Below are 13,361 nucleotides of genomic sequence, written 5' to 3'. Positions count from 1 at the left end.
CGAGGCCGCGCACGACTTCGCCGTGGATGCGCTCATCGGCGGCCATCGCGGCGGTCGCGTGCGGATCGGTCGAGTACGGCGACCGCGCCTCGGCGCGCTGCGCGAGCGCGAGCACGAAGATGGACCCGAAGCGGCGTGCGAGGCCGCCGAGCATCCTGGTGCGGATGTCGGCCCGCGGGACGCCGGTCTCGTCGCCGCCGAGCAGGCGGAGCCAGTGCGCCTCGTGGCGTCCCTCGGCCGCGGCCAGCGCGAGCAGGATCTCGCGTTCCTCGCCGTCGCGTCGCGCGGCGAGCTCCCGGTAGACGGCGGCCTCCGCGCGTTCGTCGGCGAGGTACCGCCGCCATCGATCGCGGTCGGCTGCGGTGCTCCGCGGCTCGACGTGGGGGTCGCGCGCTGCGTCGTCGGCGGTCATGGTGGTGTCTGCTCCATCGGTTCGCAGACTCCCGTGCCGCGGTGCGTCGGCGGTCTCGGGCGCCTGCGTCGTCGCGTAGGTCGGCCCGGTGGGGCCGTCCGAAAGGCTATCGGCGCGGATGTCGCGGCGTCATGCCGTGCGACCGGATTGGCAGCATTTCGGATCGCCGAACCAGCGCGGCCCGGCTGGGCGCGCGTCCTTCAGCCGACGAGCTTCTGCCAGCCGTCGCCCTCGGCGTGCTCGAAGATGAGGTTCGTCTCGGTGTGGGCGACCGCCGGGTGTCCGGTGAGGTGGGCGAGCACGAACTCGCGCAGCTCCTCCGCGTCGCGGGCCGCGACGTGGAGGAGGTAGTCCTCTGCGCCGGCCATGTGGAACACGCCGATCACGCCCGGCAGGTGCGGTACCGCGTTGCGGAAGGCGTCGATCTCGCTGCGGTCGTGCTTGACCAGCCGGATCGCGATGAGCGCCTGCAGCGACACGCCGAGCGAGACGAGGTCGACGTCGACGCGGTACCCGCGCACGGTGCCGAGGCTCTGCAGGCGCCGGAGTCGCAGCGACACCGTGGACTCCGCGACGCCGACCTCAGCGGCGAGCGCAGCGCCCGAGGCCCGCGCGTTCTTCGACAGGGCCGTGAGGAGGGCCCGATCGACCCGGTCGAGTTCCGCTTTCTGCGCCATGGTCCAGGCCCTCCGGGTCAAGCGTGCATGTTCTTCGCTGATTCTCGCTGATTCGCAAGCATCTTCGCAAGACACCCGAAATGGTGACAGATTCTGTAGCCTGCTCGCATGCTGACACCGTCGTCGAACCTCGAGACCCGTGCCGTCCACGCTGGAATGGAAGGGGTGCACGAGGCGGGTTCCCACGTTCCCTCCATCGATCTTTCCACGACCAATCCGCTCGGCGACGTCGAGAACGGCGGAATGTCCTACGAGGAGCTCGCGACCGGCGGATGCCTCACCGAGGGCCGCTCCGCGGTGTACCAGCGCCTCTGGCACCCCGGCGTCGCCCGGTTCGAGACCGCGCTCGCCGACCTCGAGGGCGCCGACGGCTCGGTCGCGTTCGCGAGCGGCATGGCCGCGCTCGCCGCGACGCTCATCGCCGCGACGAGCGCCGGCACCCCGCACGTCGTCGCCGTGCGCCCGCTCTACGGCGGCAGCGACCACGTCCTGGAGAGCGGGCTCCTCGGCACGAGCGTCACCTGGACCGACGTCGACGGCATCGCCGCGGCCATCCGTCCCGACACCGGCTTGGTGATCGTCGAGACCCCGGCGAACCCGACGCTCGAACTGCTCGACCTCCGGCGGGTGGCGGATGCCGCGGGCAGCGTGCCGCTCCTCGTCGACAACACCTTCGCGACCCCCGTGCTGCAGCGTCCGCTCGAGCACGGCGCGACCCTCGTGCTGCACAGCGCCACGAAGTACCTGGGCGGCCACGGGGACGCGATGGGCGGCGTCGTCGCCGGCCCGATCGAGTGGGTCGAGCGACTCAGGCGGGTCCGCGCGCTGACCGGCGGCCTCCTGCACCCGATGGGCGCCTATCTCCTGCACCGCGGCATCCGCACCCTGCCGATCCGCGTGCGCGCGCAGCAGGAGACGGCCGGCGAGCTCGCCCGGCGCCTCCAGGCGCACCCGGCCGTCGCCCGGGTCCGCTACCCCGGCCTGCCCGGTCAGGACCCGCAGGGCCTCCTCGGCCGTCAGCTCGCCGGTGCCGGCTCGATCATCGCCATCGAGCTCGCGGGCGGGTACGACGCGGCCTGCCGCTTCACCGAGGCGTGCCGGCTGGTGACCCATGCGGTCTCGCTCGGCGGCGTCGACTCGCTCGTCCAGCACCCCGCCTCGCTCACACACCGACCCGTCGCCGCGCACGCCAAGCCCGACGGCGGCGTCGTGCGGCTCTCGATCGGGCTCGAGCACGTGGACGACCTGACGGCCGACCTGATGGCTGCGCTCGACGCCGCGGCGGACGCTCAGGACCTCGGTCGCTCCTCCGAGCTGGCCGCGTCGGCCGACGCGCTCGGCTGATCCGGCCCGCTCGGGTTTCGGATGCCGATCCACGACACGAGGCCGCCGACGAAGAGCAGGGCCGCGATCGCCATCGCCGTCCGGCGGTAGCCCTCGACGTCCAGCGCGCCCGCGACGATGACGCCGATGGACGCCACCGCGACGAGTCCCGCGATGCGGGCGACGGCGTTGTTCACGGCGGACCCGATGCCGGCGCGCGTCGGGTCCACGGCCCCGAGGATCGCCGACGTCAACGGGGCGACGGTCATCGCCATCCCGAGGCCGACCACCACCATGCCGGGGAAGACCTGCCACCAGTACTGCACGGGGACGTCGACGACCACCGTCAGCAGGTAGCCGACACCGACGACGACCGGTCCCGCCGACATGAAGAACCGCGGACCGAACTTCCCGCCGAGCGTGCCGAACCACGAGCCGAGCAGCACGAGCAGCACCATCGGCGGCAGCGTGGCGAGGCCGGCGAGCGTCGCCGGGAAGCCGCCGGCCTCCTGCAGGAAGATCGGCAGGGCGAACAGGCCCAGCGTCAATGCCGCGTAGATGAACCAGGTCGCGAGGTTGCCGGCCGCGAAGTTGCGGGCCCGGAACAGTGACAGCGGCAGCATCGGCGCCGGTGCGCGCCGCTCCCACAGCAGGAACGCGACGAGTGCGACGACGCCCACGAGCGCGGGAACGAACACGAGGGGGTCGGCCCATCCGAGGCGGCCCTGCTCGATGAGCGCGAAGACCATGCCGCCGAGGCCGACGACGCCGAGGGTCGCGCCGAGCCAGTCGACGCGAGCCCGGTCCGGGTTGGGCTCGTCACGACCCAGCGGACGCATCATGATCAGGGCGGCGGCGATCGGCAGCACGTTGATCGCGAACACGAGCCGCCAGGACACGAGGTCGACGAAGGCGCCGCCGAGGATCGGCCCGATCAGGAAGGCGCTCGTCGTCCACGCCGTCCAGCGGCCGATCGCCCGGCCCTGCTCGGCTGACGGGAAGTTGGCGATGATGAGGGCGAGCGAGCTCGGCACGAGCAGCGCACCGGCCGCGCCCTGCAGCGCACGCGCCGCGACGAGCACCGTGCCGTCCATCGCGATCGCGCACACGACGGACGTGACGCCGAAGCCGTACAACCCGATGCGGAGGACCCGGAGTCGCCCGAACGAGTCGGAGAGCGATCCGGCGAGCAGGATGAGCGAGCCCAGCGTGAGGAGGTAGGCGTCGACCGCCCACTGCTGGAGCGTCAGCCCGCCGCCCAGCTCGGCCTCGATCGCCGGCAGCGCGATGTTGATCACCGCACCGTCGAGGAAGGCGATGAAGGCGACGACGATCGCGATGACCAGCACGCGCGTGCGGCGGTCCATGGGCGCCATGCTACGCGGTGCCCGCGACGGCCCTTCGGGGCCTTGGTCGCAGGAGTCCGCGGAGGATCGACGGTCCGGGCGGATGCCCGCGGATGCCGCGGCGCGGGCTCAGCGCCCGGACAGCCGGCGCCGCAGCAGCTCGATGCGCGACTGCAGCTGCGTCACGGTCGCCTGGGCGACCTCGGGGCCGCCGCACGCGCGTCGGAGCTCGGCGTGCACGAGCGAGTGCGCCTGCCCCGTCTGGCGGGCGTAGAGGCCCACGAGGCTGTTGAGCAGCGACCGCTGCTCCTTCAGCGTGCGGTACAGCGCCACGGGCTCGGCACGCTCCTCGCCGTCGGCCTCCGCCGACTCCCCCGCGGCGAGCGCGTGCTTGCGGCGGTCGGATGCGCGGCGCGCCTGACGGGCCTGGCGGTGGCGCAGGAGCTCGCTGACCTGTTCGGGTTCGAGGATGCCGGGGAGGCCGATGAAGTCGAGCTCCTCGTCGCTGCCCGGCTCGGCGAACGTGCCGAAGTCGGTGCCGTCGTAGACGACGCGGTCGAACGCGGCATCGGAACCGAGCGCCTGCCAGGTGAACTCGTCCTGGAGCTCGTCCGAGGCCGAGTCCTCGCGGTTGGCCGACTCGAGCAGGCCGTCCTCGAGACCCGGATCGTCGTCGCCGTCGCCGCTGCGCCGGTCGAGCGCGTGGTCGCGCTGGCGCTCGAGCTCGCCCGCGAGCGCCATCAGCACGGGCACGTTCGGCAGGAACACCGACGCGGTCTCCCCGCGCCGTCTCGCCCGGACGAAGCGCCCGATCGCCTGCGCGAAGAACAGCGGGGTGGACGAGCTCGTCGCGTACACGCCCACGGCGAGGCGGGGCACGTCGACGCCCTCGGACACCATGCGCACCGCGACCATCCAGCGGCTCGTGCCCTCGGAGAACTCCTCGATCCGGCCGGAGGCCTCCTTCTCGTCGGAGAGCACCACGGTGACCCGCTCGCCGCACACGTCCTCGAGGATCTCGGCGTACGCGCGGGCCGTCGACTGGTCGGTCGCGATGACGAGGCCGCCGGCGTCGGGGATCGTGTGCCGCACCTCCGTGAGGCGCCGGTCGGCGGCCTGGAGCACGGACGGGATCCACTCGCCCGACGGCTCGAGCGCGGTCCGCCATGCCGCCGAGTGGATGTCCTTCGTGGCGTCTTCGCCGAGGCGCGCCTCCATCTCGTCGCCGGCCTTCGTGCGCCAGCGCATGCTGCCCGCGTAGACCATGAAGAGCACGGGGCGCACGACGCCGTCCCGGAGGGCCCGGCCGTACCCGTAGTCGTAGTCGGTCCGCGAGACGCGGATCCCGTCCTCGTCGGGGACGTAGTCGACGAACGGGATCGGCGCGGTGTCGCTCCGGAACGGCGTGCCCGTGAGCGAGAGCCTGCGCGTCGCGGGCTCGAACGCCTCGCGGATGGCATCGCCCCACGAGAGCGTGTCGCCGCCGTGGTGCACCTCGTCGAGGATCACGAGCGAGCGCCCCGAGAGGGTCAGCTCGCGGTGCAGCGCCGGCCGCACCGCGACCTGCGCGTACGTCACGGCGACGCCGTGGTAGTGCCGGGCCGAGCGCCCGTGCGCGTTCCGGAAGCCGGGGTCGAGCCTGATGCCGACGCGCGCCGCGGCATCCGCCCACTGGCGCTTCAGGTGGTCGGTGGGGGCGACGACGGTGATGCGGTCGATGGTGCGACGGGCCCGGAGCTCCGCCGCGAGGCGGAGCGCGAACGTCGTCTTGCCTGCTCCGGGCGTCGCTGCGGCGAGGAAGTCGCGCGGCTCGGACGCGAAGTACTGCTCGAGCGCCTCGGCCTGCCAGGCACGCAGCTTCGACGCGGTGCCCCAGGGTGCACGGGCCGGAAACGAGGGTGAGAGGTGTTCGGCGGCCGAGGTGCCGGGCAGGTGGCTGCCGGAGGGGGTCGCGTTGCTCACTCTGCAGCACTGTAGTCGAGTCGACCGACACGGATGTCGCGTCGGCGGGCCGTCAGGCGAACGCGGCCGCCAGTACCGGGCGCAGGATCCGATACGCCTCGCGAGGTGGGACTCGCGCGAACGGTTCGAGCCTCAGGATGTATCGGCTGAAGATCAGCCCGATGATGACCTGCACCGCGGCGTGGGCTCGTGCGCGGGCGCGATCGTCCGGAAGGTGCTCGGCCAGGGCATCCACGACCTCGTGTTCGATGTACTCGCGGAACGAGCGCAGGAGCTCGGGATCCCCCATCGCGGATTCGATGAACGTCCGCATCGACGAACTCAACGCCGGGTTCTCCCACGTCAGCAGCACCGCTCGGAGGAGACGATCGGCGAGCCGAGCCGGGTCGTCACCCGCCACGCCTCGTACGACGCGCGCAGGTCGGAGTTCGAGCGCGAGCGCAGCGGCGAACAGGTCGCGCTTCGAGCCGAAGTAGTAGCTGACGAGAGCGACGTCGACATCGGACGCGGAGGCGATCGCCCGCATCGTCGTCCCGCGGTACCCCCGGTCGAGGAACGCGGTGCGCGCTTCGCTCAGGATGCGCTCGCGACGACTCGGACCGCCCCGAACCGGGCGCCCCCTCGATTTATTCATCGCGTCCACCGTACCGTGCGCTCGACCCCTCCCGTTCAGGGGATGTGACCGCTCCGGGAATTTCAACACTGTTGCAGCGAGTCCGCCCGCGCATCCACGCTTGGGCCCTACCGAAGACGGAGAGGTGCCGACGATGACTGCTGAGATCCCCACATCCTGGACGACTGCCCGCCTGGTCGAGCCCTCCGCGAACGGCTTCCTGTTCGTCGGGTTGAGCTCCGGCCGATGGCCGATACCTCCCGCACTGCCATCGAGGCGACGTCGGGCCGCCCTGGGCCGATTGCATCAGCTGCGGGCGTTGTTCTCCACCGACGATCGCGTGCGACGCGCCGACGTGTTCCGCGCGACACTGGTGCCGCCCGGCACCAGTCGCGGCTTCGAGGGGCAGTACACGGATCAGGCCGTGTACGACGCCGTGCTGTTGGTGGAGACCGGCTCCGTCGACGACGCCGCTGCGCTCGCCGGCCACCCCGCCGTCGCCGCGCTCGACGAGGAGTCCCCGACCCGGTTGACGTTCGCCGCGAGGAACGTGCGCCGGATCAACCCGGTGGACCACGAGCGGCCCGGAGTGTTCCTGTTCAACTACTTCACCGCCGACGACGTCGCCGGCAACCTGCACGCCTGGCAGTACACGGCGGGCTGGTTCCAGGACGAGACCGCCCTCGACAACTCGACCGTCCTGGAGCCGGTCGACGGGGCGAGCTTCACGCTCGTGAACCATTGCCGGTGGGACCACTACCGTGACATCGTTCCCGCACTCGTCACCCGACGCAGTTTCCGGAGCTTCGTGCTGCGCACGTTCGCCGACCACCGAGTCGCGCCCAGGCCGGTGCTCTACGCTCTCGACCGATCGCGGCGCTCACCCGGTCGGCCCACCGTCGACGGGGCGACGCCCGACCGACGTGCGCGTGGATGAGCGCACGAGCGATCGCCGGCCGGCACACGTGCAGAATGGAGGGATGGTCACGCAGCAGCATCCATGGTCGAGATATGTCGCGATCGGCGACTCGTTCACGGAGGGCATCGGCGACCCGGAGCCCGGCGTGCCGGGCGGCAACCGCGGTTGGGCCGACCGCGTCGCCGAGGTGCTCTCGCAGGGGGCAGACGACTTCGCCTATGCGAACCTGGCGATCCGCGGCCGGCTGATCCAGCAGATCATCGACGAGCAGATCGAGCCCGCCCTCGAGCTGCGCCCCGACCTGATCACGATCTCGGCGGGCGGCAACGACGTCATCCGTCCGCGGACCGACCCCGACGAGATCTCGGCCCGCTTCGAGTACGCGGTCGAGCGCCTCGCGCGCGACCGGGCGACGATCGTGATCTTCACGGGCGTCGACGTCGGCTTCTCCCCAGTGTTCCGGGGCATCCGCGGCAAGGTCGCGATCTACAACGAGAACCTCCGCGCGATCGCGCAGAAGCACGACTGCCTCGTCGCCGACCAGTGGGCGCTCGCCGAGATCCAGGACCAGCGCATGTGGGACCGCGACCGCCTGCACCTGAACGCGCTGGGACACCACACCGTGGCCCGGATGGTGCTGCAGGCGCTCAACGTCCGGAACGACCTCGAGCCGATGAAGCCCGAGCCGCTGCCCGAGCGCTCGTGGCGCGAGGCGCGCACCGAGGACCTCTCCTGGGCGCGCGAGTACCTCGTGCCCTGGGTCGTCCGCCGCATCCGGCACCAGTCCTCCGGCGACCTCGTCACGCCGAAGCGGCCGGCGGCGGGCCCCTACGCCTCGAGACCGGAGTCGACGCCGGGCGACTGAGGCGGGACGGATCGGTCAGCCGGCGGCGGGCGGTTCCGCCACGACGCCCTCGTCGAGCGCGCCGGGGTTCGCCAGCCGCCACCAGGCGCCCGGGTCCTCGAGTGCACCGTCGACCGCCAGCGGCACCTCGATCACCTGCGAGCCGGCCGTGACCGTCGCGACCCCGACCTCCGCGCCGTCGCCGACGAGGCGCAGCGAATCGGCCTCGACGGCGACGTCGACCGGCGTGTCGGACCAGACGACGACGGTCGCCCCCTCCGTCGCGACCGCCTCGGCCGTATCGCCCCACGGCGTCGCGTACGCGGCGAGCGGCCGACCGGCCTCGAGCGCGACGACCTCGCGGAACCCGGGCCCGATCGAGTCCACGAGCCCGGCGACGGCCTCGCGCACGAGCGCATGCGTGGCGCCGCCGAGGACCACGCCGACCAGCGTGACGGAGGTCTCGCCGACCGCGAGGTCGGCGGAGAAGAGCAGGTTCGCCGCGTCATCCGTCGTGCCCGTCTTGATGCCGTCGATCCCGTGCGTGCCGAGCAGCCGGTTCGAGTTCTCGATCGTGCCGAGTTCAGGGATGGCGACCGACCGGGTCGCGACGATCTCCGCGAGCGTCGGGTTCTCGAGCGCGATCTCGCCGAGTCGGACGAGGTCGGCCGCGGTGCTGACGTCGTCGAGCGAGAGCCCGCTCGTGTCGACCACGCGCGTCTCGGTGAGCCCGTGGTCGGCGAGCCAGGCGGATGCCCGCTCGAGGTACGCGTCGACCGAGCCGAACGCCCAGTTCGCGAGCGAGATGCTGTAGTTGTTGCCCGACGGCAGCATCATCGCCTCGAGGCTCTCCTTCAGCGAGAGCTCGGAGCCTGCGACGACGGGCGCGACCGACCCGTTCTGCGCGACCATGTCCCAGTAGATGTCGACGTCGGCGTCGGTGTACGCGATCTGCGGGCCGGCCTCGCCCTCGGGGATCGGGTGCTCCTCGAGCACGACGAGCGCCGTGATGACCTTCGCGATGCTGGCCATCGGCATCGGGGTGCCCTCGCCCCCCGCGGCCATCAGTCCGTCGAATCCGACGGCGCCGACCGCCCACGTGCCGAACCCGGGCTGCGCCACGGGCTGCGCCGGAGCAGCGACGGGCGCCGGGTCGTCGATCGCGGGCTCCGCCACGGGGATCGGCGCGCCGAGCGCCGTCGACGTGTAGACCCCGCCGGAGACGAGCAGCCCCAGGAGGACGGCGAGGATGCCGACCGCGACGATCCGCCGCCGTCGGTACACCGCGGGCGAGGGCTTCGTGGGTCGCGGCGGCGCGGGCCGGGCCGGGTCGAGCGTGCGAGACATCCGTTGCAGGATACCCAGCCGACCTATGCGATCGCGTAGAGCGCCACGGCCGCCTTCGGTGGCGGACTCAACGGATCGAGTGGGTCGTCCCCCTCTGGCGCAGATACATGACCGCGGCCCTGGTCCGCGAGGTGGGCCCTGTCAGGTGCAGCTTCCGGTAGATGTTCGAGACGTGTCGTTCCACGGTTCGAACGCTGAGGCTCTCGCCCGCCGCGATCTGGGCGTTGGACCTCCCCGACGAGAGGAACTGCAGGATCTGGACCTCGCGCGGAGTGAGTTCGGCGAGGCTCGCAAGGATGGACGGATCGGGACCCGGCTGCTCCGACACGAGCGATGCGATGTCCTGAACCGCCGCCTGCCAGTTGGACGAATGCTCGGGCATGACGTTGCCCCCGTCGGCGAACGACACCAGGCGCGCGTTCGGGATGACCTCGGCGACACGGCGGGCCTCGGCGAATTCGACCAGCAGGTCGTCGTGGGCGTGGATGACGAGCGTCGGCGTCACGACGCGGTCCAAGTATCCAGTTGCGTCGGCCGTGCTCTGGTTCCAGTACGACGCGGCGAGAGCGTCCTTCGAGCCCAAGAGCGGCTGTGCGTCATCCAGCCAGGCCAGTGCCGCGTCGCTCGCCCCGGGAAGGATGCCGGTGCTGAGCACCCGCCGGCTGCGGGACTGCCGCCCCCAGCCCTCCTGGATCAGCTTGGCGAAGAGGAACGTCTCACGGACGGACCGGTGAAGGAGCGCGGGGCCCCTGGCGAACGTCGACATGAGGATCAGCTGGGTCACCCGCTCCGGGTGCAGCGCGCTGAAGGCGATCCCGACCGGGCCTCCCATGTGGGCTGCGAAGATCGCGAAGTGCCCCAGTCCCGCGGCATCCACCACCGATTCCAGATCGCGGACGCGGGTCACGAGGTCATCGTCGCCGAGGTCGCACTCGGAGAGCCCATGGCCGCGCTCGTCGTACCGCAGCACCGTGAACTCCTGATGCAGCGACCCCAGCACCGCGCTGAGGACAGGATGCTGATGATCGAGTTCCAGATGAGAGGCGAATGCTCCGACCGTGACGAGGGGCGGACCGGCACCGGACACCCGGAACGCCAAGCGCGTCCCGTCGGGGGCGCGGCAGAACCTGATCTCTCCGTGCCAGGGTGCCGCCGGCTCTGGCCATCCGTTCGGGGCCATGGTCCATGGTAGTCCCGGACGTGCGGCGAACCGCATCCTGCGCCTAGGTCCGGAGACGTACGCGGAGCGCGATCGGCGCCCGCTCGGGCTACGTGTGCGCCGCCATGTTCAGTGCGTTGCATTGCGCCGGATCGTCCTGCAGCGCACCCTCGAAGCAGAGGATGCCTCGCGGTCCGTGACCGGCTCGCGAAATCCGGTCAGGGGGACCCGCCATGTCCATCAACCGTTCACTGACCGCCGCACTCGGCGCAGTGCTGCTCGTCGGGGTGACCGCATCGCCCGCGGCCGCGGCCGGGCCGCCGGAGGTGTTCGAGGACCCGTTCGCCTTCACCGGACCGGATCTCGACAACGGCCTGGTCGTCTTCATCAACACCAGTCGTGAGGCATTCTGCACCGATGAGCAGGTGGCTCGCGAGGTCGCGATCGTCGACTGGTTCGAGGGCGGCATGGTCGATCCGTTCCCGGAGTGGGCACTGGAGCGCCCGGCGGGATTCGAGACGTGGACGCCGAACCTGATCGACAGCCCGAAGGGCGTCATCGCGAATCTCGACGAGGGCGACCAGCACATCGAGCTCTGGTGGCTGGACGAGCCCGAGGACAGCTTCGGCGTGGGTGCCTGCCTCGACACGGACGATCGGCTGGAGCTGTTCGCCACCGGGAGCGCGGAGATCAAGGCGAACGCCTCGGACCTGTTCGAGGGCGGACTCCGATCGGCGGCGATCGACCACTTCAGGGGGAAGGCCGACCTCATCGGCGTCGATGGAAACGACTACGCCTACTCGTTCTCCTGGCGACTGGTCCTGCCGTGCGACGAGCCCCCGGGCCGGCCGTGCGAGGTGACGAACTTCTCGCTCGCGCAGCGCTGAGCGCGGCGGGCTCCCGAATCCACCGTCGTCAGCGCGGCCGCGTCGCCCAGAGCGCCACCGCAGTCGCCGCTGCGACATTGAGCGAGTCGACGTTCCGCCCCATCGGGATCATGACGACATGGTCGGCGGCCTCCACGGTGCGCCGCATGAGCCCGTCGCCCTCGGTCCCGAAGATCAGGGCGAGGCGCTCGGGGAGCTGCGACGCGAATTCGTCCAACGACACCGCGTCGTCGGCGAGCGCGAGCGCCGCGACCTCGAATCCCGCCGACTTCAGCAGCGTCATGTCCTCCGGCCACGCTTCGAGCCGAGCCCACGACACTTGGAACACCGTGCCCATGCTGACCCGGATGCTCCGGCGGTACAGCGGATCGGCGCAACGCGGGGTGACGAGTACCGCATCGACGTCGAGCGCTGCGCACCCGCGGATGATCGCGCCGACGTTGGTGTGGTCGACGATGTCCTCGAGGATGACGACGCGTCGCGCGCCGGCGAGGAGGTCGCCCGGGTCCGCCAGTGCGGGCCGCTCGAACGCCGCCAGCGCGCCGCGGTGCACGCGGTACCCGGTGATCGCCTCGAGTCCGGCGGGGTCGGCGAGGTGCACGGGGATGTCGAACGGCGCGAGATGGGGTTCGAGGTCGGCGAGCCACTTCTCCTCCATGAGCACGGATCGCGGCGTGCACCCCGCGGCGATGGCGCGGCGGATGACCTTGGCGGACTCGGCGATGAACACGCCCCGCTCGGGCTCGGTGATGCTGCGCAGGGCGACGTCGGTGAGCTTGGCGTAGTCGGCGACGGCGTCGGATGTCGCGTCGGTGACGTGTTCGATGCGCATGGGTCCTCCCGGGTCGGCGGGCGTCATCCGGAAACATCCCGGAAAAGCCGCACGTCTAGAATCGCAGCACCGTCGAAGGGAGACGCGCGTGGTCACTGGGATCGAGGCTCCGGCGCCGTCCGACGTGCTGCTCGACGAGGCGATCCGCCTGATGCGCGGGTCCCGCGTGGCGGTCCTGACGGGTGCAGGCGTGAGCACCGACTCGGGGATCCCGGACTACCGGGGCGAGGGCGCGCCGGTGCGCACGCCCATGACGGCGCAGACGTTCATCGCGTCCGAGACGGCCCGGAAGCGCTACTGGGCGGGCAGCCACCTCGGCTGGCGCACCTTCGGCACCGCCCAGCCGAACGACGGGCATCGCGCCCTCGCCCGGCTCGAGGAGTCGGGGGTCGTCTCCGGCGTGGTCACCCAGAACGTCGACGGCCTGCATCGACGAGCGGGGAGCTCGCACGTGGTGGAGTTGCACGGCGCCTCCGACCGGGTGGTGTGCCTGTCGTGCGGTCAGGTGTTCGCACGCCAGTCCGTCGCGGACCGGCTGACCGAGCTGAACCCGCACATCGACCTGGACGTCGCGATCCGCCCCGCGCCCGACGGCGACGTCGAGGTCGACGACGTCGAGTCGATGGTGATCCCGGCGTGCACGGTGTGCGGCGGCACCCTGAAGCCCGACGTGGTGTTCTTCGGCGAGTTCGTGCCGACGCCCGTGTACCGGCAGGCCGCCGCGCTCATCCAGCGCGCCGACGTGATGCTCGTGGCGGGCTCGTCGCTCGTCGTGAACTCCGGCGTGCGCCTGCTCGAGATCGCGCGGCGCCGCCGGGTGCCGATCGTGGTCGTCAACCGGGGCATCACCAAGGGCGACAGCCGGGCCACGGTGAAGCTCGACGCGGGAGCGACCGAGACGCTCACCGCGATGGCCGCGGCGCTCGCCTGAGGCCGTCGGACCACGCGATCGCGTCGACGGGCGCGTGCGGGCCGACGATCGGCCGGCGCCTCGGGCTCAGCGCCGCCGTCGCGAGTGCGCGGCCCGCCCGTTCGTGCCG

At 71.7% G+C, this 13,361-nt stretch carries 12 protein-coding genes and 1 pseudogene; 5 read left to right on the top strand and 8 right to left on the bottom strand.

Annotated features, from left to right (window positions below):
• Both ESO86_RS04120 and ESO86_RS04115 read right to left on the bottom strand, forming a co-directional pair.
• Positions 1 to 412, bottom strand: a pseudogene (locus tag ESO86_RS04120) (VIT1/CCC1 transporter family protein); the annotation flags it as partial.
• Positions 413 to 612: 200 nt separating this feature from the next.
• Positions 613 to 1,089, bottom strand: coding sequence for an Lrp/AsnC family transcriptional regulator (locus tag ESO86_RS04115; protein WP_129233612.1), 477 nt, complete (start codon positions 1,087 to 1,089; stop codon positions 613 to 615).
• A 108-nt stretch (positions 1,090 to 1,197) separates the two neighbouring features.
• Between ESO86_RS04115 and ESO86_RS04110 the strand changes: the two genes are divergently transcribed.
• Entirely contained in the window at positions 1,198 to 2,433 is a 1,236-nt protein-coding gene (locus tag ESO86_RS04110; RefSeq protein WP_129233611.1) for a trans-sulfuration enzyme family protein, read from the top strand.
• Here ESO86_RS04110 and ESO86_RS04105 read toward each other — a convergent pair.
• The 3 genes from ESO86_RS04105 to ESO86_RS04095 all read right to left on the bottom strand — a co-directional run bounded on the left by ESO86_RS04105 (position 2,379) and on the right by ESO86_RS04095 (position 6,354).
• Positions 2,379 to 3,779, bottom strand: a complete 1,401-nt coding sequence (locus ESO86_RS04105; RefSeq protein ID WP_242492192.1) for an MFS transporter — start codon at positions 3,777 to 3,779, stop codon at positions 2,379 to 2,381. The two genes, ESO86_RS04110 and ESO86_RS04105, sit on opposite strands and share 55 nt — an antisense overlap.
• A 108-nt stretch (positions 3,780 to 3,887) precedes the next feature.
• Positions 3,888 to 5,720, bottom strand: coding sequence for a DEAD/DEAH box helicase (locus ESO86_RS04100; protein WP_129233609.1), 1,833 nt, complete (start codon positions 5,718 to 5,720; stop codon positions 3,888 to 3,890).
• Between the two features lie 52 nt (positions 5,721 to 5,772).
• Entirely contained in the window at positions 5,773 to 6,354 is a 582-nt protein-coding gene (locus ESO86_RS04095) for a TetR/AcrR family transcriptional regulator (protein WP_129233608.1), read from the bottom strand.
• Positions 6,355 to 6,652: 298 nt separating this feature from the next.
• Here ESO86_RS04095 and ESO86_RS04090 point away from each other — a divergent pair, with 298 nt between their 5' ends.
• Both ESO86_RS04090 and ESO86_RS04085 read left to right on the top strand, forming a co-directional pair.
• A complete protein-coding gene (locus ESO86_RS04090; RefSeq protein ID WP_165307303.1) occupies positions 6,653 to 7,270 on the top strand; it encodes a hypothetical protein in 618 nt (205 codons plus the stop codon).
• A gap of 43 nt (positions 7,271 to 7,313) precedes the next feature.
• Positions 7,314 to 8,117: an SGNH/GDSL hydrolase family protein gene (locus ESO86_RS04085; protein WP_129233606.1), complete on the top strand. Its 804-nt coding sequence runs from the start codon at positions 7,314 to 7,316 to the stop codon at positions 8,115 to 8,117.
• 15 nt (positions 8,118 to 8,132) lie between these two features.
• Here the strand turns inward: ESO86_RS04085 and ESO86_RS04080 are convergent, their stop codons facing one another.
• Complete coding sequence (locus tag ESO86_RS04080; RefSeq protein ID WP_129233605.1) at positions 8,133 to 9,443, bottom strand: D-alanyl-D-alanine carboxypeptidase family protein; 1,311 nt, start codon at positions 9,441 to 9,443, stop codon at positions 8,133 to 8,135.
• Between the two features lie 67 nt (positions 9,444 to 9,510).
• The gene (locus ESO86_RS04075) at positions 9,511 to 10,443 is read right to left on the bottom strand and encodes an alpha/beta fold hydrolase (protein WP_165307300.1); all 933 of its coding nucleotides are present in this window, start codon (positions 10,441 to 10,443) and stop codon (positions 9,511 to 9,513) included.
• Between the two features lie 392 nt (positions 10,444 to 10,835).
• Between ESO86_RS04075 and ESO86_RS04070 the strand changes: the two genes are divergently transcribed.
• Positions 10,836 to 11,489 (top strand): hypothetical protein, encoded by a 654-nt coding sequence (locus ESO86_RS04070; protein WP_129233603.1) that lies wholly within the window; start codon positions 10,836 to 10,838, stop codon positions 11,487 to 11,489.
• 28 nt (positions 11,490 to 11,517) lie between these two features.
• Here the strand turns inward: ESO86_RS04070 and ESO86_RS04065 are convergent, their stop codons facing one another.
• Positions 11,518 to 12,321 (bottom strand): TrmH family RNA methyltransferase, encoded by an 804-nt coding sequence (locus tag ESO86_RS04065; RefSeq protein ID WP_129233602.1) that lies wholly within the window; start codon positions 12,319 to 12,321, stop codon positions 11,518 to 11,520.
• 151 nt (positions 12,322 to 12,472) lie between these two features.
• Here ESO86_RS04065 and ESO86_RS04060 point away from each other — a divergent pair, with 151 nt between their 5' ends.
• Positions 12,473 to 13,252 (top strand): Sir2 family NAD-dependent protein deacetylase, encoded by a 780-nt coding sequence (locus ESO86_RS04060; RefSeq protein WP_129233613.1) that lies wholly within the window; start codon positions 12,473 to 12,475, stop codon positions 13,250 to 13,252.
• Positions 13,253 to 13,361 lie beyond the last annotated feature (109 nt).

It is taken from the genome of Agromyces binzhouensis (assembly GCF_004135055.1).
Lineage (GTDB): Bacteria > Actinomycetota > Actinomycetes > Actinomycetales > Microbacteriaceae > Agromyces > Agromyces binzhouensis.
This window is presented reverse-complemented; position numbering and strand designations above follow the sequence as displayed.

What these genes read in the sequence shown, in the direction of transcription:
- ESO86_RS04115 (WP_129233612.1), bottom strand. Translation starts at nt 1,089, where the DNA reads ATGGCGCAGAAAGCGGAACTCGACCGGGTCGATCGGGCCCTCCTCACG.
- ESO86_RS04110 (WP_129233611.1), top strand. Translation starts at nt 1,198, where the DNA reads ATGCTGACACCGTCGTCGAACCTCGAGACCCGTGCCGTCCACGCTGGA.
- ESO86_RS04105 (WP_242492192.1), bottom strand. Translation starts at nt 3,779, where the DNA reads ATGGACCGCCGCACGCGCGTGCTGGTCATCGCGATCGTCGTCGCCTTC.
- ESO86_RS04095 (WP_129233608.1), bottom strand. Translation starts at nt 6,354, where the DNA reads ATGAATAAATCGAGGGGGCGCCCGGTTCGGGGCGGTCCGAGTCGTCGC.
- ESO86_RS04085 (WP_129233606.1), top strand. Translation starts at nt 7,314, where the DNA reads ATGGTCACGCAGCAGCATCCATGGTCGAGATATGTCGCGATCGGCGAC.
- ESO86_RS04080 (WP_129233605.1), bottom strand. Translation starts at nt 9,443, where the DNA reads ATGTCTCGCACGCTCGACCCGGCCCGGCCCGCGCCGCCGCGACCCACG.
- ESO86_RS04070 (WP_129233603.1), top strand. Translation starts at nt 10,836, where the DNA reads ATGTCCATCAACCGTTCACTGACCGCCGCACTCGGCGCAGTGCTGCTC.
- ESO86_RS04065 (WP_129233602.1), bottom strand. Translation starts at nt 12,321, where the DNA reads ATGCGCATCGAACACGTCACCGACGCGACATCCGACGCCGTCGCCGAC.
- ESO86_RS04060 (WP_129233613.1), top strand. Translation starts at nt 12,473, where the DNA reads ATGCGCGGGTCCCGCGTGGCGGTCCTGACGGGTGCAGGCGTGAGCACC.